The organism is Enterobacter sp. PL_is379, assembly GCF_055817355.1.
This window is the reverse complement of record NZ_JBVPGT010000033.1, coordinates 218,198-240,274: the sequence shown is the minus strand read 5'-3', so window position 1 is coordinate 240,274 and position 22,077 is coordinate 218,198. Positions and strand designations below refer to the sequence as shown.

Genomic DNA, 22,077 nt, shown 5'->3' with positions numbered 1-22,077 from the left:
CGGCCTGCGACGGAGTGCTATTTGCGACGTTTGTTATTGTCCATAAACGTCCAGGCGATAAAGCGGCTTTGCTTCTGGCCCTGCGCCATCTCTTTTTTCACCACTTTTACGGCGCCCGCTTCGGTCAGCGCGCGGTAGAGTGGCGGCAGGTTATCTCCGCGGGAAACCAGCGTTGTGAACCACTTCACCTGACGGCCAAACTGTTTGCTTTCCGCAATCATGCGCAGGATAAACGCCACTTCGCCCCCTTCACACCAGAGCTCCTGCTGCTGACCACCGAAGTTCAGCGCGGCGTCTTCAGCCTGACCCAGATTGCGGCGCTTGCGCTCGCTGCCCGCGCGGGCCGATGCCGCCGAATCATGGAACGGCGGATTGCACATCGTGGCGTCATAGCTTTCGTTTTTGTGAATAATGCCGTTGAAGATCGACGCCGCCTCTTTCTGACGACGCAGGCGAATGGCGCGGCTCAACCCAGGATTCGCGCTGATAATCGCCTGGGCGCTGGCAAAGGCCTCGGCACCGATTTCGCTTCCGGTAAAGCGCCAGTGGTATTCATGCGCGCCGATCAGCGGGTAAATCAGATTCGCCCCGGTGCCAATATCCAGAATGGTGGCCTGCGGCGGAACAACGCCCTCATTGCCCTCGGCAAGAAGGTCGGCAAGGTGATGCACGTAATCCGCGCGGCCCGGCACAGGTGGACAGAGAAAGCCTTCCGGAATATCCCAGTGAGCCACACCGTAAAAATGCGCCAGTAGAGCTTTGTTCAACATTTTAACCGCCTGCGGGTCAGCAAAGTTGACCGAGGGCTCTCCCGCGGGGGTCTGAACCAGGTAGTCCTGCAGCGGCGGGCAGCTCAGGCATAACGCATTCATGTCGTAGCGGCTGCGGTGGCGATTTCGCGGGTGCAATCCCGGCTTTTGGGCAGTCATGGCATTCTCCTTTAAACAGCGGCGTAAGATACCCTTTGCTGGCCCAACGGTAAATCTTTCTCTGCGTCGCGCAAAAAACCGCCGTAAATCAAACACCTTTATGTCTATGATCTGTCAGCGAATTGTCAATTTATATCGTTCAAAAAATAAGCAGATCATCATCAAATATTTGCGCTAAGTCACACTCATCAGGCTTCTAAACTTAAAGGGAATCACCTGCTGTTTCCTCATGAGGATGTGATTATGAAAAAGTATCTGACCCTTGCTATTATCGCTGGCGTCCTGGCAACTGCTTCATTCTCTGCCATGGCCGTTCAGTCACTAACCCAGAGTACCGACACCAGCCAGCTCCGTCCTGCAGGCACCGTTTCAGTTAGCCGTGCCAGCAACCTTGACGATCTCCAGGCTAAACTTGCCGAAAAAGCCCGTCAGGAAGGTGCAAAAGGATTCGAGATTAATTCCGCCAGCGGCGATAACCATATGTTTGGCACCGCGACCATTTACAAGTAACCCCACTACACTCCAACACACTGCATCTGCCGCACAGATGCAGTTCTCTTTTTCCTTCGCCTTGATTGTTCATTTTTTAACCCCATAGTAAACGTATGGCTTAAACCGATTTCAGGAGGACGCTATGGCTTCCGGCTGGGCAAATGACGACGCTGTTAACGAACAGATCAACAGTACTATTGAAGATGCGGTTGCGCGCGCCCGCGGTGAAATTCCGCGCGGCGAAAGCTTAACGGAATGCGAAGAATGCGGAGAACCCATTCCGGAGGCGCGCCGGAAAGCCATCCCCGGCGTAAGGCTTTGCATCTCCTGCCAGCAGCATAAAGATTCAAAAAACTCATCACATTCGGGATATAATCGCAGAGGTTCGAAAGACAGCCAGTTACGTTGACTTTCCTTTACCTAAGTTAACCCCGCAGGCCCATACCTTTACGCTCACGATTTTTAACGAACCGCGTGGCAAAATGTGCCCTTCATTTCGCTTCTGTAAAGCGCATTAAAAAGAAGTGTAAATCGCCAGTTTGAATTTATTAATATTCAATAAGTTATTTATCATTCAGTTTTTTTGAGCAACCACGTCAATTCTCTTCGATTTTATCCCTCGCAAAAAAACGTGATACTTATCACATCGACGGAACATCGTCCCCTTAACAGAAACACCTGCGAGAGATTAATTATGAAAACCATCAAATATGCTGTAGCTGCTGTTGCCCTGTCCGCTCTGTCCTTCGGCGCTTTCGCCGTAGAGCCAGTCTCTTCAACTCAGGCACAGAACATGAACAAAGTCGGTGTGGTGAGTGCTGATGGCGCGACCACGCTGGACGGTCTGGAAGCCAAACTGGCTGAGAAAGCCGCTGCTGCCGGTGCAAGCGGATACACCATTACCTCCGCTAACGGCAATAACAAGCTGAGCGGTACCGCGGTTATCTACAAATAATCGCCTGAACGAATGCTGTCCCCTCGCCAAACCCTCTGGTGAGCTGCTCCAACCCTCATTGACCCTGTTGTTTGTTACCCTTGCTTGCCCGTCCGCCACTGGACGGGCTTTTTTTTTAGTTAAAAAGACTGCGCCACGCGTGCCAGCCCGGCTTCTACCGTGTCCACTTCACCGGTTGCCAGCAAACAGCAGGCCATCTGCAGCTTGATCGAATGCGGAACAGGAACTTTTCCGGCAAGGCACTGCTCAATCCAGTGGGCTGTAGTATGGGGATCTTTTGCCTCAGGCAATATCACACCGCTATTTTCCTCCCCGCGTTCCAGAATGGTGCGCGTACCTGCAGAATCAATCAGCATCACCTGCGGGCAACGCTGTGGGTTCGCATAAACCTCACCTTCCGTGCCGTGCATCAGTAACGCCCTTCCACCAATAGCCGCAAAGAACTGACCCACACGCGCCACGTATTCCGGGTGCGAGACGCTGGAAAGACGAAGGGCGGCATCTTCGCCAAACGGTGTGGCCAGCTTCGCCAGCGTGTGCGCGCTGTTGCGCACGCCCATGCGCCAGCGCATATCGAGCTGCTTTTCAAGCGGCGGGCAAAGTGTGCCAACCGGGATATAAACGGGCTGATGGCCATCCAGCTTCGCCTGCGCCTGACCGGCATGACGCGTTGGCTCGATGCCCAGCATCCCGAAAATGGTTTCCGTCAGTACGCGAGTGGGGTCTTCACTCACCCCGTGCACCACCACCGGGAACCCCAGCTTGTGTAATAAAATAGCAAGAAGCGGGGTTAAATTTGCCTGCTTGCGCGCGCCGTTGTAGCTCGGGATTACGATCGGCATGGGCTTTGCCACAGGCGGCGTTAAGCGCAGCGTTTGCGCCTGCATGGCTTCATAGAACCCGCGCATCTCCGCCTCACCCTCTCCTTTGATACGCAGCGCGATCAGAATGCCCCCCATTTCCAGGTCGGGGACGTCGCCCTCAAGCATGCGGGTGTAAAGTGCACGCGCGGTTTCATGGTCCAGATCGCGGGCATGATTTTTCCCACGCCCTACCTCTTTGATAATTTTGCGGTAATCCACGACTTCTCTCCTGACAGCATCATCTTGTTAACAATATAGCCCTGATGATTGCCCGGCCGTTAGTGTTTTATCCCCTAACCCAATGCTCTGTTTTAATGAAAAAAAATATATACAAGAAATTTTTCAATTATTTGTGATTTCTGCAGAAGATTCTTAGACATGTATTTTTTGATTAAATAACCAGCGGAAAGTCTTCCAGGGTCAACGGTGAAAACGTCCAGGCAACGTTCGCACCAGTCACATATCAGGATTCACTATGAACAAGGTTGCTTTAGGTTTATTCATCGCCGCAGCGGTGGGATGTTCTGCATCCGCATTTGCGGCAACAAACGGTGAAGGGCAGATCAATTTCACCGGAGAAATTATTGATTCAGCGTGTCAGGTGGTTAATGGGTTAAGTAACCCGTTAAACGTTCAGTTAGGCAAAGTCTCTAAAACGGTATTTACCGGTGCAGGCTCTACCAGCACGTTAACGAAGTTCGATATTCAGTTAAAAGACTGTCCGGAAACCGTTACCTCTGCAGCGATTAACTTCGGCGGAACGCCGGATGCGAATAACAACGCAACGCTGGCATTAACGCCGGATGTGGATGCGGCAACGGGTGTCGCTATTCAGCTGGTTGACGCTTCTGAGCAGCCGGTGAGTCTGTACACCCCTTCTCAGCAATATCCGTTAGCCTCCGGTACAGCAGTTAACGACCTGATATTCGGCGCGCGTTATATTCAAACCGGGGCCGCAATTACCGCAGGTCCGGCTAACTCCGTTTCGACCTTCACCGTTATCTATAACTGATATTATCAATCCTGAGATATTAACGCGGTTATACGCGTTAATATCTCTTATCTTATTGAGAAATATTTATGCGCCATGGTTATTTACTGAGCACGCTTTTACTGGCGGCCTCTACTGCACATGCAGGTGTCATTATTAATGGCACACGTCTGGTCTACCAGGGAGAGAAAAAGGAATCGTCTCTTGGTCTTTCAAACCCAGATGCAACGGATTATCTGGTACAGTCCTGGGTCGACTCTGGCGGTAAAAACCTGGCCAAAGCGCCGTTCCTGATCACCCCTCCTCTTTTCCGTCTGGATGCGAAAGAAGATAACGTTCTGCGCGTTGTACGTACGGGCGGAAATTTACCGGAAGACAGGGAAACACTGTACTGGTTGAATATTAAAGCGATCCCTTCATCAAAGCACGTCGAAGGTGTGAATACGCTACAAATTGCCATTAATACGCGTATTAAATTGCTTTATCGCCCGTCAGCAGTAAAAGGCAGACCAGAAGAGGTGGCCGATAAGCTTGAATGGCGCCGTGAAGGTAATGAACTGGTGGTGAATAACCCCACGCCTTTCTTTATGAACTTCCAGACCGTCACGCTGAACGGTCATAAAGTAACAAAAGCCACCTGGGCGATCCCGAAAACGGAAACGCATTTTGCCTTACCTGGCAATATCGGAGGCTCAACCGTCACGTACTCCATTATTACTGATTATGGCAGCATCAGCCATACCTGGTCGAAAGCCGTTCGTTAATACTATCCCCCGGTAATAAAATAATCATGTACAGCCATAAAAAGCCGTTCACCTGCCGAATTTCATCACTGCTGGTCATTCTCTGTTGCCTGGTACTGGCGATCTTTGCGCAGCAGGTTATGGCTGATGATTATTTTAACCCGGCGCTGCTGGATATTGATAATCCGCAACAGGGTAAGACCGATCTGTCGGTTTACGAAAAAGGGCCAGGGCAGGCACCGGGGAAATATCAGGTCGCTATTTTTATTAATAATAATAAAATTGATACCCGCGACGTCACGTTCACATTGCATAAAGGTTCACACGGCAGCAGTTCACTTCAGCCCTGCTTTAGCCTGAATGATTTAAAAAGCCTTGGGATCAAAACCCAAAAATATCCGGCGCTGATGGCAAAAGGCCAGTGTGCTGATTTAACCGCCATCCCGGCAGCCTCCACGTCGTTTCACGTTCGCAATCAGCAGCTGCTGCTCAGTATCCCTCAACTGGCCCTGGGCCAGGTTCCACGCGGCTATATCGACCCGAAAGAATTCGACGAGGGGATCACCGCAGGTATTCTCAACTACAGCGTGACCGCCAGCCAGAGCCATGCGCGACAGTCGGGCGAGCAGAATAACAGCAGCCAGTACGTTAACCTGCGTCCCGGGTTTAACGTTGGCGCCTGGCGCGTACGCAACTACTCCACGTGGAATCGCAGCACCCAGGGCAAGGAAGAGCAGCAAAAATTCTCTTCCGTTTATACCTATGCCCAGCGCGATATCGTGGCGATGAAAAGCGATCTCACCGTTGGACAAAGCTCTTCGCCTTCTGATGTTTTTGACAGCGTACCCTACACCGGCGTGGAGCTTAAATCCGACAGCGACATGCTGCCGGACAGCGAAAAAGGCTATGCGCCCATTATTCGCGGCACCGCACACAGCAATGCGCTGGTGATGGTTCGCCAGAACGGCTACGTCATTTATCAGAACACGGTCGCTCCCGGCGCGTTTGAAATTAACGACCTTTACCCCACCGGCAGCAGCGGCGATCTGCAGGTCACCGTGAAAGAGACCGACGGCAGCGAAAGCCATTTCGTGGTGCCATATGCCTCCGTACCGGTACTGCAGCGCGAAAAAAACCTGCGCTACAGCGTGACCGCCGGGCGGTACCGTTCCTACGACAAAGACGTCGAGAAAACTCCGTTTGCCCAGGGCAGCGCAATTTACGGCCTGCCCTTTGGTTTTACCGCTTACGGCGGCATACAGCAGAGCAGCCACTATCAGTCCCAGGCGCTCGGCGCCGGGAAAAACATGGGCGATTTAGGGGCGTTCTCCATCGACGTCACCCGCGCAAAGGCCCTGCTGAAAAAGCAGCAGGCCAGCAAAGGCCAGTCCTGGCGCGTGCGCTACAGCAAAGATTTTGCCGGTTCAGGCACCAACTTCTCGCTCGCGGGCTATCGCTACAACAGCAAAGGGTTTTACACCCTGGAAGACACCATGGAGTCATATACCCGCTCTGACGACTGGTCTGCCCCCCAGCAGCGCCGCGCCCGAACCGAGGCCACCATCGACCAGACGCTGCCCGAAGGCTGGGGGTCCGTCACCCTGAACATGGTGAAAGAGACTTACTGGAGCCAGAACCAGGACATGACCTCCATGAGCGTCAGCTACAACAACAGCTGGCACGGGGTGAGCTACAGCCTGAGCTACAGCATGAACAAGAACACCCAGGACAGCGATGAAAACGGCGACGAAGTGACGAACGACAACCAGTTCTCGCTGAGCGTCTCCGTGCCGCTGGACCACTGGATGCATAACACCTGGGCCACCTACAACCTGAACAATACCAAAGACGGTACCACGCAGAATATCGGCCTGAACGGCACGGCGCTGAAGGAAGACAATCTGAACTGGAATATTCAGGAAGGGCTGAGCAGTACCGGCAGCGGTAACTCCACCAGCATGAACGCCGATTACAAAGCGACCTATGGCGAAGTGAGCGCAGGCGTCAGTCAGGATAAATACCAGCAGACCGTGAACGTCGGTTTGCAGGGCGGCGTGGTTGCCCATGCGAACGGCATCACCCTGAGCCAGCCGCTCGGTGAGACCATCGCGCTGGTGAAGGCGCCGGGAACGCACGGGACGCATATCACCAACCAGACGGGCGTTGAGACCGATTTCCGCGGCTACACCGTCGTACCATTCGTCACCGCGTATCGCCATAACACCATTGCGCTGGATACCGAAACGCTGCCGGATGATGCCGACGTGACGCACGCGGCGCAGGTCGTCACCCCAACGCGGGGAGCGGTGGTGCGCGCCAGCTTTAACACCCGCGTGGGCAATCGCGTGCTGATGACGCTCACGCACAACGGTAAACCGCTGCCCTTCGGCGCGACGGTGACCACTGAGGATAAGGACAGCGAATTTATCGTTGGCTCAGATGGCCAAACGTACCTCTCCGGCCTCCCCGCACGCGGAAAACTCTCCGTTATGTGGGGTGACAATGTCAGCGAACAATGCATCGCGCAGTACGCGCTGGCTGAAGAGAGAGATAAATCCGGCATTATTACCGCTGCCGCAACATGTCAGTAATGCACTGGCTGAGACGAAAGATGATGCAAATCGTTAAACAGAGTTTTTTATTGTTAGTGCTGGGAATATCCGCATTTTTTATGCCGCACGCGAAAGCGTCATGCACGTCACCGGATATGCCAAAGATGATTGATGTGGCCTCCATATCGGTACCCACCTCGCTGGCCGTTGGCGCGACCATTCCGGGTTCAGAACAGACGGTGCACGTTGCCGGAAGTTGCTCCAGTACCTACAGCCCGGGGATGGAAATAGTGGCTTGCTATTATGGTTCCGGTTCAGAAATACCGGGCCTGCCGGGCGTGTACGACTCTGGTGTCGCCGGGATTGGTATCGCCCTGATGAACGATCAGGGGCAACGCATCCAGGGGGCCGGCGGCGTCCACTGTGATTCCCGGAATACGCCGGTGGGATATCTCTCTTCAGATGGACAGCTCTCGTTCAATTTTGACGTAACTCTGGAGCTGGTGAAAACCAGCTCCACGGTTTCCTCTGGCTCACTTTCTCAGGCTCAGACGGAGTTTGGGCTTGGCGTTTACAATCACGAAGGTTTAGGCAGTCCGAACACCCTTTCCTATTCAGGAAATATCACGTTTAACGAAGTCACCTGCTCAGTTTCGCCGAAAAGCCTCACCGTGACGCTGGGCAATTTCCCTGTCAGCGACTTCACCGGGACAGGAACTCTGACGTCGCCTCAGACGTTCGACATTACCGTTAACTGCAATAACACCGTACAGCCTCAAGTGATGATCACCAGTGCAAACGGCTATGAAACAGATTTCCCTGGCGTCGTAAAACTGACTCAGGAGAGTGGCGTAGCAACCGGCGTAGGAGTGCGCATGATGTTCGACGGGGAAATTGCCAACTTTGATACTTACAAGAATACGGCGGCAGTTGCACAAGCGAACGTTCCGCTGGCGATCCCGTTTGAGGTCGCATATCAACAAACGGCAGCCAGCGTCACCCCCGGGACAGCAAACAGCATTGCCACGATTACGTTGGGATATAAATGAAAAAAATCACCTTGTTACTACTGGCAGGCCTTCTCACGCAGGCGAATGCCGATGAGATCGCGATCCAGATGAGAGGCAATATCATCGCCAATACCTGCTCGGTAGACAGCGCCAGCCAGAATTTGACCGTTAACCTGGGACAAGCCGCCTCCAGCGATTTTAAGGATGTGGGGGATACCGGGGAGTGGAAGAATTTTGATCTTACGCTGTCCAAATGCCCGTCCACCACCACGCTCGCCACCGCGACCTTTAACGGCCAGGCAGACAGCGTACACCCGACGAAATTTGCCAGCACGGGCAGCGCCGGCGGGCTGGCTCTGGAGCTGGCAGACCGCCTGGATCGCATTACGATTGCCCCGCAGGCGAGCTTCAGCGCCCTGGTTAATCAAAGCGATCATACCGTCGATTTCCCACTCGCCGCACGATACTACGCCACCTCCATGCCGGTGAGCGCGGGGACGTTCAGCAGCGTGGTGCAGGTGACCTTCACTTACCAGTAGGATCGCGCCCCTTAGCACGGATGCTTTTCCTGCGCCCGGCGGTCAGTGTTGCCGGGCGTTTTTTTACCTCGGGCACCTCTGGCTGTTCAATCGGAAAGATCGGCAGCGCGTTCAGCAGCCGCTGGCCGTAGTTTTTGGTGAGCAGACGTTTGTCATAAATCACCACCTCCCCCCAGCAGCCGTGGCTACGAATCAGACGCCCCACCTGCTGAATCAGGTTAAACGACGCCGCAGGTAAACTCTGCACCTCAAACGGATAGCGGTTGAGGCTTTTCAGCCACTCGCCTTCGGTGATGACGACCGGGCTGTCGATAGGCGGGAAGGCGATTTTATGGATATGCACCTGCGTCAGGTAGTCCCCTTTCAGATCCAGACCTTCCGCGAAGGACTGCAATCCCACCAGCACGCTGCGCTCGCCATTATCGATACGTTTGCGGTGCGTTTCCACCAGCCGGTAGCGCGGCTGATCGCCCTGCACCAGCAGGAGTAAACGCAGATCGGTGACGTGCTCCAGGAAGCGCTGCATCGCGCGCCCGCTGGCAAACAGCACCAGCATGCCGGGGTATTTCCTGCTCTCAACCTGTTCGCGGAAGTAGGCCGCCATTTCCGCAATGTGCTGCTCTTCGTTGTCGATCAGCGGCTCGAATTTCATGCGCGGGATCACCAGCTTCCCCTGCTCGCAGTGGTTAAACGGCGAGTCCAGCGCGACAAAACGATCGCCCGCTTTCTCTTTAAGCCCGCTCATTTCCTGCAAACGCGAAAAACTGTTCAGGGAGCGCAGCGTGGCAGAGGTGACCACCACGTGCGGCACGCTCCGCCAGATGAGCTTTTCCAGCTGATCGGCCACGCGGATGCCCACGCAGTGGAAAAACAGATGAACCTGCCCGTCGCGCACTTCACGGGTGGCCCATTTGGTGACCGGCGCGCCCGACGCCTGCACCATCGAGGCCAGCCGCCAGAGCTTGCTCTGGGCTTCAAACATGCCGAGCGCACGGTTCATTTGCAAAAGAATACGGTGCAGGCGAACCACGTCGTGTGAGCCGGTTTTCTCGCTGAGATCGTTTAAGAACATCTCCGCCAGCCCGCGCAGCTTTTCGAGATGCTTCGCCAGCTGCTGGCAAATCTCCATCACCTCGTCCGGCAGTTCGCCCATCGCAAAGCGGTGTTCCGCCTCCTGGGTTGCGGGAAGATATAGATTCAGGATGTTGTTCAGCGACGAGATAAGGCTGTAAACCTCTTCGCAGTGGTCGCTCAGACGCTCCGGCACCGCCAGCGGCGGCGTGGTTTTCGGCCGGAACTGCTCCATGCAGGTAGCGACAAGCTTGCAGAAGAGATCCAGCTGCAGGCGGAACCAGGGGGCGGTAATTTCTGCGCTCATCTCCAGCGCGTCGCGCGCCACGTCGGGCAGATGGTGGCCTTCGTCGAGCACCAGCAGCAGGTTTTTCGGCTCCGGCAGCACCGCTTCGCTCTCCAGCGCCGCCATCACCAGCGCGTGGTTAGCCACAACCACTTCGGCTTCCTGAATTTCGCGCCGGGCGACAAAGAACGGGCACTCGCGGTAGTAGTGACAGTTACGGTTCAGGCAGCTGGCTTTGTCGGTGCTGAGCCTTCTCCATAAGTCGTCGCTGATGGCCTGGCTGGTGTGATCCCGCAGGCCGTCCCACTTATAGCCGTCCAGCTCGGCTTTGAGTTTTGCACACTGCTCCTGCTCGGCCTTATTGTTTGGCGTCAGCTCGTCATCCAGAAACGCGAGCAGATCCTGTTGATTCGGCTCGCTGCTGGCCAGCGCCGCCAGGTTACGCGGGCACACGTAACGCCCGCGCCCAAAGGCGGCCGTAAACCGCAGGTCGGGGATAATTTTGCGCAGCAGCGGCAGGTCTTTGCTGAAGATCTGATCCTGCAGCGCCACGTTGGCGGTGCTGACCACCAGCGTTTTGTCCTCTTCCCGTGCAATGGCAATGCCGGGAATGAGATACGACAAGGTTTTCCCGACGCCGGTCGGGGCTTCAATCGCCAGATGTCGCCCGTCGTCCCCGGCGAGCGTTTTTGCCACGTCAGCAATCATCTGCCGCTGCGGCGCTCGGGGGATAAAGTCGGGGATCTGCTGCTGTAGCGCCTTATACCAGGCGCCAATTTGCGCTTTCAGCGCCGCGGTTAAAGCCATCGGAAAACCTGAAATACTGTATAAACAGCCACTATTGTGGCACTTTCTCCTCGCTGCCGCAAAAAGAAAAGCCCGGCTTTACGACCGGGCTTCCAGATTACTGCGGGTTAGCAGGTTTACGCGGGCGGCGTCGACGCTGCCCTTCCCCTGCCGGCTTGCCTTCGCCGCTGCGCCACGGATTGTCACCGGCCGGTTTGCTGTCGTTGCTACGACGCGGCGGTTTGCCGGATGATTTCGGTGCACCGCCTTCTGCTCGACGCGGCTGCTGACCGCGACCGCCGCCACCCTGGCCACGTCCACCACCGCCCTGACGACCGTTCTGAATCGGCTCGGCTTTGATTGACGGATCCACTTCGTAGCCCGGGGTTTCGATGCGCGGGATCTCTTTCTTCAGCAGACGTTCGATGTCGCGCAGCAGCTTGTGCTCGTCCACACAGACCAGCGAAAGCGCTTCACCGGTTGCCGCCGCACGGCCGGTACGGCCGATACGGTGAACGTAATCTTCCGGGACGTTTGGCAGCTCGTAGTTCACCACGTGCGGCAGCTCTTCAATGTCGAGGCCACGGGCGGCGATGTCGGTCGCCACCAGCACGCGGATGTCGCCGGATTTAAAGTCCGCCAGCGCACGGGTACGCGCGCCCTGGCTCTTGTTACCGTGAATGGCGGCGCTGCGGATGCCGTCTTTATTCAGCTGTTCCGCCAGGTGGTTGGCGCCGTGCTTGGTGCGGGTAAAGACCAGCACCTGCTGCCAGTTACCCTGGCCGATCATCTGGGAGAGCAGTTCGCGCTTGCGCTTTTTATCAACAAAGTGAACGTGCTGCGTCACCTGCTCAGAGGCGGTGTTGCGGCGCGCCACTTCCACTTCCAGCGGGTTATGCAGCAGCTTTTCCGCCAGCGCCTTGATCTCGTCGGAGAAGGTCGCGGAGAAGAGCAGGTTCTGACGACGCGGCGGCAGCTTGGCCAGCACGCGACGAATATCGTGAATAAAGCCCATGTCGAGCATGCGGTCGGCTTCGTCCAGCACCAGAATTTCGATGTTATCCAGTTTCACCGCGTTCTGGTGTTCCAGATCCAGCAGACGGCCCGGCGTTGCCACCAGCACGTCCACGCCGCCGCGCAGCTTCATCATCTGCGGGTTGATGCTGACGCCGCCGAACACCACCAGCGAGCGAATGTTGAGATAGCGGCTATAGTCACGCACGTTCTCGCCAATCTGCGCGGCCAGTTCACGGGTTGGGGTGAGGATCAGCGCACGAACCGGACGACGGCCTTTGGCGTGCGGCTGATTTTTTACCAGCAGCTCTAACAGCGGCAGCGTAAAGCCCGCGGTTTTACCGGTGCCGGTCTGGGCGCTGGCCATCAGGTCACGCCCCTGAAGAACGGCAGGAATAGCCTGCTGCTGGATTGGGGTTGGCTCAACGTAGCCCTGCTCTGCGATCGCGCGCAGAATTTCCGGGTTCAGGCCAAGGGAATCAAAAGACATAAAAACTCCGAACCGCCCCGACCATCACAGGTGTAGTTTTCAGGGAGATATAACGAATAGGGGAGGACAAAAACCACAATGTCGCGAAGGGGCGGAGTGTAGCAGCTTTTGTGACGTGGCGCATAAAATATCCCTCCGCATTCCCTCGACGTTAGCGTGAATCAGGCATAATCTTAATCAATCGATTGATTAATTCTTAATGCCGCTATGAATACAACCCCGACGACATCAAAAGGTGAACAGGCCAAAAACCAGCTTATTGCCGCCGCGCTGGCGCAGTTTGGTGAGTACGGGCTGCATGCAACCACGCGCGATATTGCGGCGCTGGCCGGGCAGAACATTGCGGCGATTACCTACTATTTTGGCTCAAAAGAGGATTTATACCTCGCCTGCGCCGAGTGGATCGCCGATTTTATCGGCACGCAGTTTCACCCGCACGTTGAGGAAGCCACCGCGCTGCTCGGCCAGCCGTCGCCCGATCGCGCCGCCGTTCGCCAGCTTATTCTCAACGCCTGCCACGATATGATCCGCCTGCTGACGCACGACGATACGCTCAACCTGAGCAAGTTTATCTCCCGCGAGCAGCTCTCCCCCACTGCCGCCTACCAGCGGGTACACGATCGGGTGATTGAGCCGATGCACTCCCACCTGACCCGGCTGATCGCCGCCTATACCGGGCGCGATGCCAGTGATACCGAGACAATTTTGCATACACACGCCCTGCTGGGTGAAATTCTTGCCTTCCGTCTGGGCAGGGAAACCATCCTGTTACGCACCGGCTGGACACAATTTGATGAGGATAAAGCCGCGCAGATTAGCCAGGTCATCGCCTGTCATCTCGATCTAATCCTGCAAGGCTTAACGCAAAGGAGCCTGAAGTCATGAAAAAACCTGTCGCCATCGTTCTGGTGGTTGTTGTTTTGCTTGCCGCCGGAGTCGGTGGATGGCTGTGGTATCAGAGCCATCAGGATAAAGGTCTGACCCTGTACGGTAACGTGGATATTCGCACGGTGAACATGAGCTTCCGCGTGGGCGGACGTCTCGCCTCGCTGAGCGTTGACGAAGGCGATGCCATTAAAACCGGGCAGACGCTGGGGATGCTGGATAAAGCGCCCTATGAGAATGCGCTGCTGCAGGCCAAGGCGGGCGTGTCCGTCGCCCAGGCACAATATGACCTGATGCTGGCAGGCTATCGCGACGAAGAGATCGCCCAGGCCGCCGCCGCCGTTAAACAGGCGCAGGCCGCCTATGACTACGCGCAGAATTTCTACGCTCGCCAGCAGGGGCTGTGGAAAAGCCGTACCATTTCCGCTAACGATCTGGAAAATGCGCGCTCGTCCCGCGACCAGGCGCAGGCAACGCTGAAATCCGCGCAGGATAAATTAAGCCAGTACCACACCGGTAACCGCCCGCAGGATATCGCCCAGGCGAAAGCCAGCCTTGAACAGGCGCAGGCGCAGCTGGCCCAGGCGGAGCTGGATCTACACGACACCACGCTCATCGCACCGTCTGACGGCACACTGATGACCCGCGCCGTGGAGCCGGGCAGCATGCTCAGCGCGGGCAGCACCGTGTTGACTCTCTCCCTGACCCGCCCGGTGTGGGTGCGCGCCTATATTGATGAGACGAATCTCGGCCAGATGCAGCCGGGCCGCGAGCTGCTGCTCTATACCGACGGTCGCCCGGACAAGCCGTATCACGGCAAAGTGGGCTTTGTCTCCCCTACCGCCGAATTCACGCCGAAAACGGTAGAAACACCGGACCTGCGTACCGACCTGGTGTATCGCCTGCGCATCATCGTGACCGATGCGGATGACGCGCTGCGTCAGGGCATGCCCGTCACCGTAAAAGTGAACAGCGGGGAACGACATGAATGACGCGGTTATTCAGCTCAACAATCTGGTTAAACGCTTTAAGGGGATGGATAAGCCCGCGGTCGCACCGCTGAACTGTACCATCCAGAAAGGCTATGTGACCGGGCTGGTCGGCCCGGACGGCGCGGGGAAAACCACGCTGATGCGGATGCTGGCTGGGCTGCTGAAGCCGGATGAAGGATCGGCCCGCGTGCTCGGCCTTGACCCGATAAAAGATGACGGCGCGCTCCACGCCATGCTCGGCTATATGCCCCAGAAGTTTGGCCTGTACGAAGACCTGACGGTGATGGAAAACCTGAACCTGTACGCCGACCTGCGCAGCGTCACCGGCGAAACGCGACAGAAAACCTTCGCCCGCCTGCTGGAATTTACCTCCCTCGGCCCGTTCACCGACCGGCTGGCGGGCAAGCTCTCCGGCGGGATGAAGCAGAAGCTGGGGCTGGCCTGTACGCTGGTGGGCGAACCAAAGGTGCTGCTGCTGGACGAGCCCGGCGTCGGCGTTGACCCGATTTCCCGCCGCGAATTGTGGCAGATGGTGCACGAGCTGGCGGGCGACGGGATGCTGATCCTCTGGAGCACCTCCTACCTCGACGAAGCGGAGCAGTGCCGGGACGTGCTGCTGATGAACGAAGGCGAACTGCTTTATCAGGGCGAGCCGACGACGCTGACGCAGAGCATGGCCGGGCGCAGCTTCCTGCTGCACAGCCCGCAGGCGTCCAACCGCACGCTGCTGCAGCGGGTGCTCAAGCTGCCGCAGGTCAGCGACGGGATGATTCAGGGCCGCTCGGTGCGGGTGATCCTCAAAAAAGAGGCCACCGTCGACGATATTCGCGATGCGCCCGGCATGCCTGAGATCGACATGGAAGAAACGGCGCCACGTTTCGAAGATGCGTTTATCGACCTGCTGGGCGGCGCGGGGACGTCAGAGTCGCCGCTTGGCGCCATTCTGCACACGGTGGAAGGCACGCCGGGCGAAACGGTCATTGAAGCCAAATCCCTCACCAAAAAGTTCGGGGATTTCGCCGCCACCGACAACGTTAATTTTGCGGTGAAGCGCGGCGAGATTTTCGGCCTGCTCGGGCCGAACGGTGCGGGAAAATCGACCACCTTTAAGATGATGTGCGGCCTGCTGGTGCCGACGTCCGGCAAGGCGCTGGTACTGGACATGGACCTGAAGGTCAGCTCCGGCAAGGCGCGCCAGCATCTGGGCTATATGGCGCAGAAATTCTCCCTGTATGGCAACCTGACGGTCGAGCAAAATCTGCGCTTTTTCTCCGGCGTGTACGGCCTGCGCGGGCGGGCGCAGAACGACAAAATCCGCCGCATGAGCGACGCCTTCGGGTTAACCAACATTGCCTCCCACGCCACCGACGAGCTGCCGCTCGGCTTTAAGCAGCGGCTGGCGCTGGCCTGCTCGCTGATGCACGAGCCGGATATTCTGTTTCTGGATGAACCGACCTCGGGCGTTGATCCTCTCACCCGCCGCGAGTTCTGGCTGCATATCAACAGCATGGTGGAAAAAGGGGTGACCGTAATGGTGACCACCCACTTCATGGACGAGGCGGAGTACTGCGACCGCATCGGGCTGGTGTATCGCGGTAAGCTGATTGCCCACGGTACCCCGGACGACCTGAAAAACCAGGCCGCCGACGAGGAGGTCCCGGACCCGACCATGGAGCAGGCGTTTATCACCCTCATCCACGACTGGGATAAGGAGAATGCCCATGCGCAGTAAAACCCTTTCCGTGCGCCGGGTGCGCGCGCTGTGCATTAAAGAGACGCGGCAGATCGTGCGTGACCCCAGCAGTTGGCTGATTGCGGTGGTGATCCCCCTGCTGCTGCTGTTTATCTTTGGCTACGGCATTAATCTGGACTCCAGCAAGCTCCGGGTCGGGATTTTGCTGGAACAGCAGAGCGAAGAGGCGCTGGACTTCACCCACGCCATGACCGGATCGCCCTATATTGACGCCACCATCAGCGACAGCCGTCAGGAACTGATCCAGAAAATGCAGGCCGGGAAAATTCGCGGTCTGATCGTCATTCCGGTGGATTTCGCCGCCAATATGGCGCGGGTCAATGCCGATGCGCCGATCCAGGTGATCACCGACGGCAGCGAGCCGAACACCGCAAACTTCGTGCAGGGCTATGCGGAGGGGATCTGGCAGCTCTGGCAGATGCAGCGGGCGGAAGACCGGGGCGAGACGTTCAACCCGCTGATTGACGTGCAGACGCGCTACTGGTTTAACCCCGCCGCCATCAGCCAGCACTTTATTATTCCGGGCGCGGTGACCATCATCATGACGGTCATTGGCGCGATTCTGACCTCGCTGGTGATCGCCCGCGAGTGGGAGCGCGGCACCATGGAGGCGCTGCTTTCAACCGAAGTGACGCGCGTCGAGCTGCTGCTGTGTAAGCTTATTCCCTACTACTTCCTCGGTATGCTGGCGATGCTGCTCTGCATGCTGGTTTCCGTTTTTATCCTCGGCGTGCCGTATCGCGGCTCGCTGGTGGTGCTGTTCTTTATCACCAGCCTGTTTTTACTCAGCACGCTGGGGATGGGGCTACTCATCTCCACCATCACCCGCAACCAGTTTAACGCGGCCCAGGTGGCCCTCAACGCCGCCTTTTTGCCGTCGATTATGCTGTCCGGGTTTATCTTCCAGATAGACAGCATGCCTGCCGTGATCCGCGCCGTGACCTACATCATCCCGGCGCGCTACTTTGTAAGCACGCTGCAAAGCCTGTTCCTGGCAGGGAATATTCCGGTGGTGCTGATTATCAACACCCTGTTTTTACTGGCGTCAGCGGCGATGTTTATCGGGTTGACGTGGATGAAAACCAAACGGCGGTTAGATTAAGGAGCGCGCATGTTTTACCGTTTATGGACGTTAATACGCAAAGAGCTGCAATCCCTGCTGCGCGAGCCGCAAACCCGCGCCATTCTGGTTTTGCCGGTGCTGATCCAGGTACTGCTGTTCCCGTTTGCCGCCACCCTTGAGGTGACCAACGCCACCATCGCCATTTACAACGAAGACAACGGCAAACACGCCGTTGAGCTAACGCAGCGCTTTGCCCGCGCGAAAGCCTTTACCCACATCCTGCTGCTAAAAAGCCCGCAGGAGATCCAGCCCACTATCGACACGCAAAAAGCGCTGCTGCTGGTACGGTTCCCGGCGGATTTCTCCCGCAATCTGGATACCTTCCAGACCGCGCCGATGCAGCTGATCCTCGACGGACGTAACTCCAACAGCGCCCAGATAGCGGCCAACTATCTGCAGCAGGTGGTGAAGGATTACCAGCAGGAGCTGATGGACGGCAAACCGAAGCCTAACAACAGCGAACTGGTGGTGCGCAACTGGTACAACCCGAATCTGGACTACAAGTGGTTTGTGGTGCCGTCGCTGATCGCCATGATCACCACCATCGGGGTGATGATCGTGACCTCCCTCTCCGTCGCCCGCGAGCGCGAACAGGGCACGCTGGATCAGCTGCTGGTCTCCCCACTCGCCACCTGGCAGATTTTCGTCGGGAAAGCTGTGCCGGCGCTGATTGTCGCGACGTTCCAGGCCACCATCGTGCTGGGAGTCGGTATTTGGGCCTACCAGATCCCGTTCGCCGGTTCGCTGGCGCTGTTTTACTTCACGATGGTGATTTACGGGCTGTCGCTGGTGGGGTTTGGGCTGCTGATCTCGGCGCTCTGCTCGACGCAGCAGCAGGCGTTTATCGGGGTATTCGTCTTTATGATGCCCGCGATTTTGCTCTCGGGGTATGTTTCGCCCGTCGAGAATATGCCGGTATGGCTACAGGATCTGACGTGGGTAAATCCGATTCGGCACTTTACGGACATCACCAAACAAATCTATCTGAAGGATGCGAGTCTGGATATTGTCTGGGGAAGTTTGTGGCCGCTACTGGTGATTGCGGCCACGACGGGCTCAGTGGCGTACGCGATGTTTAGACGCAACATTGCGTAGCTTTTTCTCTTTGGTCAGCAATGAGACGACCGCAGGCCCTGCGAGGATAGCCATACCCGCCAGGGCCAGCAGCAGGTTGTTTTGCAGCACGCGTGACAGCAGCCACAGGACGATCATCGCCGCACCAAAATACCAGGTGGTGGTGAGCTCTTCGAGCACATCACCCACCTCGCGCCAGCGTGCTTCATGGTGGCGCTGTAAGAACAGCATCGACAGCACGGTGACGCCGTAAAGGACGCATAGCCCCAGGCCAACATGCACCAGCGTGCCGCTCATCCAGCCCATCACCAGTACGGCCACGACCAGTAAATGCAACATTATCTGCCAGCAACTCAGGCCAGTTGCGACACGAACACGTTGTTGCCACTTCATGGCTTCTCTCCTGAAGGATTTTTCTCTGCTTAATCAGACTACCGCACTTTACGGAAAATTCCGTAACGCCGCATCTTTTTGTGACGCCGACTACACTTTATTTTCATTGGGATAGTCACTCAGGAAGGAGCTTATGACGAAAAAAATGCAGCATTTCTCGCTTAAAGTGCTGACGATAAACATTCATAAAGGCTTCACAGCATTTAATCGCCGCTTCATTTTACCGGAGCTGCGCGACGCGGTTCGCACCGTCAGCGCGGATATTGTCTGCCTGCAGGAGGTGATGGGCGCACACGAAGTGCATCCGCTTCACTTTGAGAACTGGCCCGACACGCCGCACTATGAATTTCTGGCCGACACCATGTGGAGTGATTACGCCTACGGCCGCAATGCGGTCTATCCGGAAGGGCATCACGGCAACGCGGTGCTGTCCCGTTATCCCATAGAACATTACGAAAACCGCGACGTTTCCGTCGGGGAGAGCGAAAAACGCGGCCTGCTTTACTGCCGCGTTACCCCGCCCGATCTTGAGCTGCCCATCCATGTCGGCTGTGTTCATCTGGGCCTGCGCGAAGCCCATCGTCAGGCGCAGCTGAAAATGCTGGCCGAATGGGCCAACGCGCTTCCCGAAGGTGAACCGGTGGTAGTGGCGGGCGATTTCAACGACTGGCGACAGCGGGCAAACCATCCGTTAAAGGTAGAGGCCGGACTGGAGGAAATTTTCACCCGGGCGAACGGCAGACCTGCGCGCACGTTTCCGGTCCGTTTCCCGCTGCTGCGGCTTGACCGCATCTACGTAAAAAATGCCCATGCCAGCAGCCCAACCGCCCTGGCGCTCCTCAACTGGCGGCATCTTTCCGACCATGCGCCGCTCAGCGCGGAGATCCACCTATGAAATGTTCCTGGCAGGAAGGCAACCGGATCACGCTGCTGGTCAACGGGGACGAGTATTACCCGGCCGTGTTTAAGGCGATTGATCACGCTCAGCAGAAGGTGATCCTCGAAACCTTTATCTGGTTCGAAGACAACGTTGGCAAGCAGCTGCACAGCGTGCTGCTGCGCGCCGCCCAGCGCGGGGTGAATATTGAAGTGCTGCTGGATGGCTACGGCTCGCCGGACCTCAGCGATGCATTCGTCAATGAACTGACCGCCGCGGGGGTGGTGTTCCGCTACTATGATCCCGGCCCTCGCCTGTTCGGTATGCGTACCAACCTTTTCCGCCGGATGCATCGCAAAATTGTGGTGGTGGATGAGACGGTGGCGTTTGTCGGCGGCATTAACTACTCCGCTGAGCATATGTCCGACTACGGCCCGGAAGCGAAGCAGGATTACGCGATTCGCATTGAAGGCCCGGTGGTACAGGACATCTTGCTGTTTGAGCTGGAGAACCTGCCGGGGAAAGAGGCCGTTCGCCGCTGGTGGAAACGCCGTCATCGCCCGGAAGAGAACCGGAAGCCCGGCGAAGCGCAGGCCCTTTTCGTCTGGCGCGACAACGGCGAGCACCGGGACGATATTGAACGTCATTATCTCAAGATGCTGGCCAACGCGAAGCGTGAAGTGATCATCGCTAACGCCTACTTTTTCCCGGGCTATCGTCTGCTGCACGCCATGCGCAATGCGGCCCGACGCGGCGTGCGCGTGAAGCTGATTGTGCAGGGCGAGCCGGACATGCCGATCGTCAAAGTCGGGGCACGGCTGCTGTATAACTATCTGGTGAAGGGCGGCGTCCAGATCTACGAATATCGCCGCCGACCGCTGCACGGCAAAGTCGCGCTGATGGACGATCACTGGGCCACCGTGGGCTCCAGCAACCTCGATCCGCTGAGCTTATCGCTCAACCTTGAAGCCAACCTGATCATCCACGATCGCCAGTTTAATCAGACCCTGCGGGATAACCTGCAGGCGTTGATCGTTAACGACTGCGTGCGCGTGGATGAGTCCATGGTTCCCAAACGCACCTGGTGGAACCTGGGCATCAGCGTGGTGGTGTTCCACTTTCTGCGGCATTTCCCGGCGATGGTCGGCTGGCTGCCGGCGCATACGCCGAAGCTGGCACAGGTGGACCCGCCGGTACAACCCGAACTGGAAACCCAGGACCGTATTGAAGCGGAAGACGGAGGCAAACCCTGATGTCGAAATCGCATCCACGCTGGCGGCTGGCAAAAAAGATCCTCACCTGGCTGTTTTTTATTGCGGTCGCGGTTCTGCTGGTGGTCTACGCGCAGAAAGTTGACTGGGAAGAGGTGTGGAAGGTCATCCGCAACTATAACCGGATGGTGCTGCTGGGCGCTGTGGGGCTGGTTATCGTGAGCTACCTGATGTACGGCTGCTATGACCTGCTGGGCCGCGCTTACTGCGGCCACAAGCTGGCCAAACGTCAGGTAATGCTGGTGTCGTTTATCTGCTACGCCTTTAACCTGACGCTGAGCACCTGGGTCGGCGGCATTGGCATGCGCTATCGCCTTTATTCGCGCCTTGGCCTGCCGGGCGGAACCATCACGCGCATTTTTTCCCTGAGCATTACCACCAACTGGCTGGGCTATATCCTGCTTGGCGGGGTGATCTTCACCATCGGCGTGGTGCAGCTCCCCGCGCACTGGTATATCGACGAGGCAACGCTGCGCATTCTGGGCATCGTACTGCTGCTGATTATCGCCGTTTATCTCTGGGCCTGCGCCTTTGCCAGACGCCGTCATATGACCATTAAAGGGCAAAAGCTGGTCCTGCCCTCGTGGAAGTTTGCGGTGCTGCAGATGGCGGTTTCCAGCGCTAACTGGATGGCGATGGGAGCCATCATCTGGCTGCTGATTGGCGAGGACGTAAACTACTTCTTCGTGCTGGGCGTGCTGCTGGTGAGCAGTATTGCCGGGGTGATTGTGCATATTCCGGCGGGGATCGGCGTGCTGGAGGCGGTGTTTATTGCCCTGCTGGCCGGGGAGCACGTTTCTCAGGGTGCCATCATCGCTGCCCTGCTCGCCTACCGCATGCTGTATTACTTCCTGCCGCTGGCGCTGGCAACGGTCTGCTATCTGGTGCTGGAAAGTCGGGCGAAAAAGCTGCGGGCGAAGAATGAGAGGATGCTAGCGAAGTGAATAAGTCGGGTGGCGGCTTCGCCTTACCCGACCTACGGTTCGCG

Annotated in this window: 21 protein-coding genes; 16 read left to right on the top strand and 5 right to left on the bottom strand. The window is 57.0% G+C overall.

Annotated features, from left to right (window positions below; genetic code table 11):
* Positions 1–17 precede the first annotated feature (17 nt).
* Complete coding sequence (gene rlmF, locus AC0TOY_RS22505; RefSeq protein WP_024908713.1) at positions 18–929, bottom strand: 23S rRNA (adenine(1618)-N(6))-methyltransferase RlmF; 912 nt, start codon at positions 927–929, stop codon at positions 18–20.
* 243 nt (positions 930–1,172) lie between these two features.
* Between rlmF and mcbA the strand changes: the two genes are divergently transcribed.
* From mcbA to ybiJ, 3 genes are all read left to right on the top strand, one after another.
* Positions 1,173–1,439 (top strand): DUF1471 family periplasmic protein McbA, encoded by a 267-nt coding sequence (mcbA, locus tag AC0TOY_RS22500; protein WP_024908715.1) that lies wholly within the window; start codon positions 1,173–1,175, stop codon positions 1,437–1,439.
* Positions 1,440–1,563: 124 nt separating this feature from the next.
* Positions 1,564–1,830: a DksA/TraR family C4-type zinc finger protein gene (locus AC0TOY_RS22495; protein WP_048991516.1), complete on the top strand. Its 267-nt coding sequence runs from the start codon at positions 1,564–1,566 to the stop codon at positions 1,828–1,830.
* A 285-nt stretch (positions 1,831–2,115) separates the two neighbouring features.
* Positions 2,116–2,376 (top strand): DUF1471 family protein YbiJ, encoded by a 261-nt coding sequence (ybiJ, locus tag AC0TOY_RS22490; RefSeq protein WP_023310874.1) that lies wholly within the window; start codon positions 2,116–2,118, stop codon positions 2,374–2,376.
* Between the two features lie 119 nt (positions 2,377–2,495).
* Here the strand turns inward: ybiJ and ybiB are convergent, their stop codons facing one another.
* Complete coding sequence (gene ybiB, locus AC0TOY_RS22485; RefSeq protein ID WP_024908717.1) at positions 2,496–3,458, bottom strand: DNA-binding protein YbiB; 963 nt, start codon at positions 3,456–3,458, stop codon at positions 2,496–2,498.
* A gap of 256 nt (positions 3,459–3,714) precedes the next feature.
* Here ybiB and AC0TOY_RS22480 point away from each other — a divergent pair, with 256 nt between their 5' ends.
* The 5 genes from AC0TOY_RS22480 to AC0TOY_RS22460 all read left to right on the top strand — a co-directional run bounded on the left by AC0TOY_RS22480 (position 3,715) and on the right by AC0TOY_RS22460 (position 9,074).
* Positions 3,715–4,251, top strand: a complete 537-nt coding sequence (locus AC0TOY_RS22480) for a fimbrial protein (RefSeq protein WP_024908718.1) — start codon at positions 3,715–3,717, stop codon at positions 4,249–4,251.
* A 68-nt stretch (positions 4,252–4,319) separates the two neighbouring features.
* Entirely contained in the window at positions 4,320–4,994 is a 675-nt protein-coding gene (locus tag AC0TOY_RS22475; protein WP_473722588.1) for a fimbrial biogenesis chaperone, read from the top strand.
* 26 nt (positions 4,995–5,020) lie between these two features.
* Positions 5,021–7,564, top strand: coding sequence for a fimbria/pilus outer membrane usher protein (locus tag AC0TOY_RS22470; protein ID WP_473722587.1), 2,544 nt, complete (start codon positions 5,021–5,023; stop codon positions 7,562–7,564).
* A 23-nt stretch (positions 7,565–7,587) separates the two neighbouring features.
* On the top strand, positions 7,588–8,574 hold the full coding sequence (locus AC0TOY_RS22465; protein ID WP_090418231.1) for a fimbrial protein: 987 nt from the start codon (positions 7,588–7,590) through the stop codon (positions 8,572–8,574).
* The gene (locus AC0TOY_RS22460) at positions 8,571–9,074 is read left to right on the top strand and encodes a fimbrial protein (protein ID WP_370883977.1); all 504 of its coding nucleotides are present in this window, start codon (positions 8,571–8,573) and stop codon (positions 9,072–9,074) included. The genes AC0TOY_RS22465 and AC0TOY_RS22460 overlap by 4 nt, the downstream gene beginning before the upstream one ends.
* Here the strand turns inward: AC0TOY_RS22460 and dinG are convergent.
* Positions 9,061–11,238: an ATP-dependent DNA helicase DinG gene (gene dinG, locus AC0TOY_RS22455; RefSeq protein WP_370883978.1), complete on the bottom strand. Its 2,178-nt coding sequence runs from the start codon at positions 11,236–11,238 to the stop codon at positions 9,061–9,063. The genes AC0TOY_RS22460 and dinG overlap by 14 nt on opposite strands.
* Before the next feature lie 97 nt (positions 11,239–11,335).
* Complete coding sequence (gene rhlE, locus AC0TOY_RS22450; RefSeq protein WP_473722586.1) at positions 11,336–12,721, bottom strand: ATP-dependent RNA helicase RhlE; 1,386 nt, start codon at positions 12,719–12,721, stop codon at positions 11,336–11,338.
* 207 nt (positions 12,722–12,928) lie between these two features.
* Between rhlE and cecR the strand changes: the two genes are divergently transcribed.
* From cecR to AC0TOY_RS22425, 5 genes are read left to right on the top strand one after another with little or no spacing between them, the layout of a single operon-like run.
* Entirely contained in the window at positions 12,929–13,606 is a 678-nt protein-coding gene (gene cecR, locus AC0TOY_RS22445) for a transcriptional regulator CecR (protein ID WP_090417696.1), read from the top strand.
* Entirely contained in the window at positions 13,603–14,598 is a 996-nt protein-coding gene (gene hlyD, locus AC0TOY_RS22440; RefSeq protein WP_473722584.1) for a secretion protein HlyD, read from the top strand. Before cecR ends, hlyD begins: the two co-directional genes overlap by 4 nt.
* Positions 14,591–16,330: an ATP-binding cassette domain-containing protein gene (locus AC0TOY_RS22435; protein WP_473722582.1), complete on the top strand. Its 1,740-nt coding sequence runs from the start codon at positions 14,591–14,593 to the stop codon at positions 16,328–16,330. Before hlyD ends, AC0TOY_RS22435 begins: the two co-directional genes overlap by 8 nt.
* The gene (locus AC0TOY_RS22430) at positions 16,320–17,453 is read left to right on the top strand and encodes an ABC transporter permease (RefSeq protein WP_473722580.1); all 1,134 of its coding nucleotides are present in this window, start codon (positions 16,320–16,322) and stop codon (positions 17,451–17,453) included. Before AC0TOY_RS22435 ends, AC0TOY_RS22430 begins: the two co-directional genes overlap by 11 nt.
* A gap of 9 nt (positions 17,454–17,462) precedes the next feature.
* Positions 17,463–18,569: an ABC transporter permease gene (locus AC0TOY_RS22425; protein WP_048991524.1), complete on the top strand. Its 1,107-nt coding sequence runs from the start codon at positions 17,463–17,465 to the stop codon at positions 18,567–18,569.
* Here AC0TOY_RS22425 and AC0TOY_RS22420 read toward each other — a convergent pair.
* Complete coding sequence (locus tag AC0TOY_RS22420; RefSeq protein ID WP_032649440.1) at positions 18,531–18,941, bottom strand: YbhQ family protein; 411 nt, start codon at positions 18,939–18,941, stop codon at positions 18,531–18,533. The genes AC0TOY_RS22425 and AC0TOY_RS22420 overlap by 39 nt on opposite strands.
* A gap of 133 nt (positions 18,942–19,074) precedes the next feature.
* Here AC0TOY_RS22420 and AC0TOY_RS22415 point away from each other — a divergent pair, with 133 nt between their 5' ends.
* The 3 genes from AC0TOY_RS22415 to AC0TOY_RS22405 are packed head-to-tail and all read left to right on the top strand — an operon-like array spanning position 19,075 to position 22,033.
* Complete coding sequence (locus AC0TOY_RS22415) at positions 19,075–19,836, top strand: endonuclease/exonuclease/phosphatase family protein (protein ID WP_032649441.1); 762 nt, start codon at positions 19,075–19,077, stop codon at positions 19,834–19,836.
* Positions 19,833–21,071, top strand: a complete 1,239-nt coding sequence (gene clsB / locus AC0TOY_RS22410; protein WP_473722579.1) for a cardiolipin synthase ClsB — start codon at positions 19,833–19,835, stop codon at positions 21,069–21,071. Before AC0TOY_RS22415 ends, clsB begins: the two co-directional genes overlap by 4 nt.
* Entirely contained in the window at positions 21,071–22,033 is a 963-nt protein-coding gene (locus AC0TOY_RS22405; RefSeq protein ID WP_024908733.1) for a lysylphosphatidylglycerol synthase domain-containing protein, read from the top strand. The genes clsB and AC0TOY_RS22405 overlap by 1 nt, the downstream gene beginning before the upstream one ends.
* Positions 22,034–22,077: the final 44 nt, after the last annotated feature.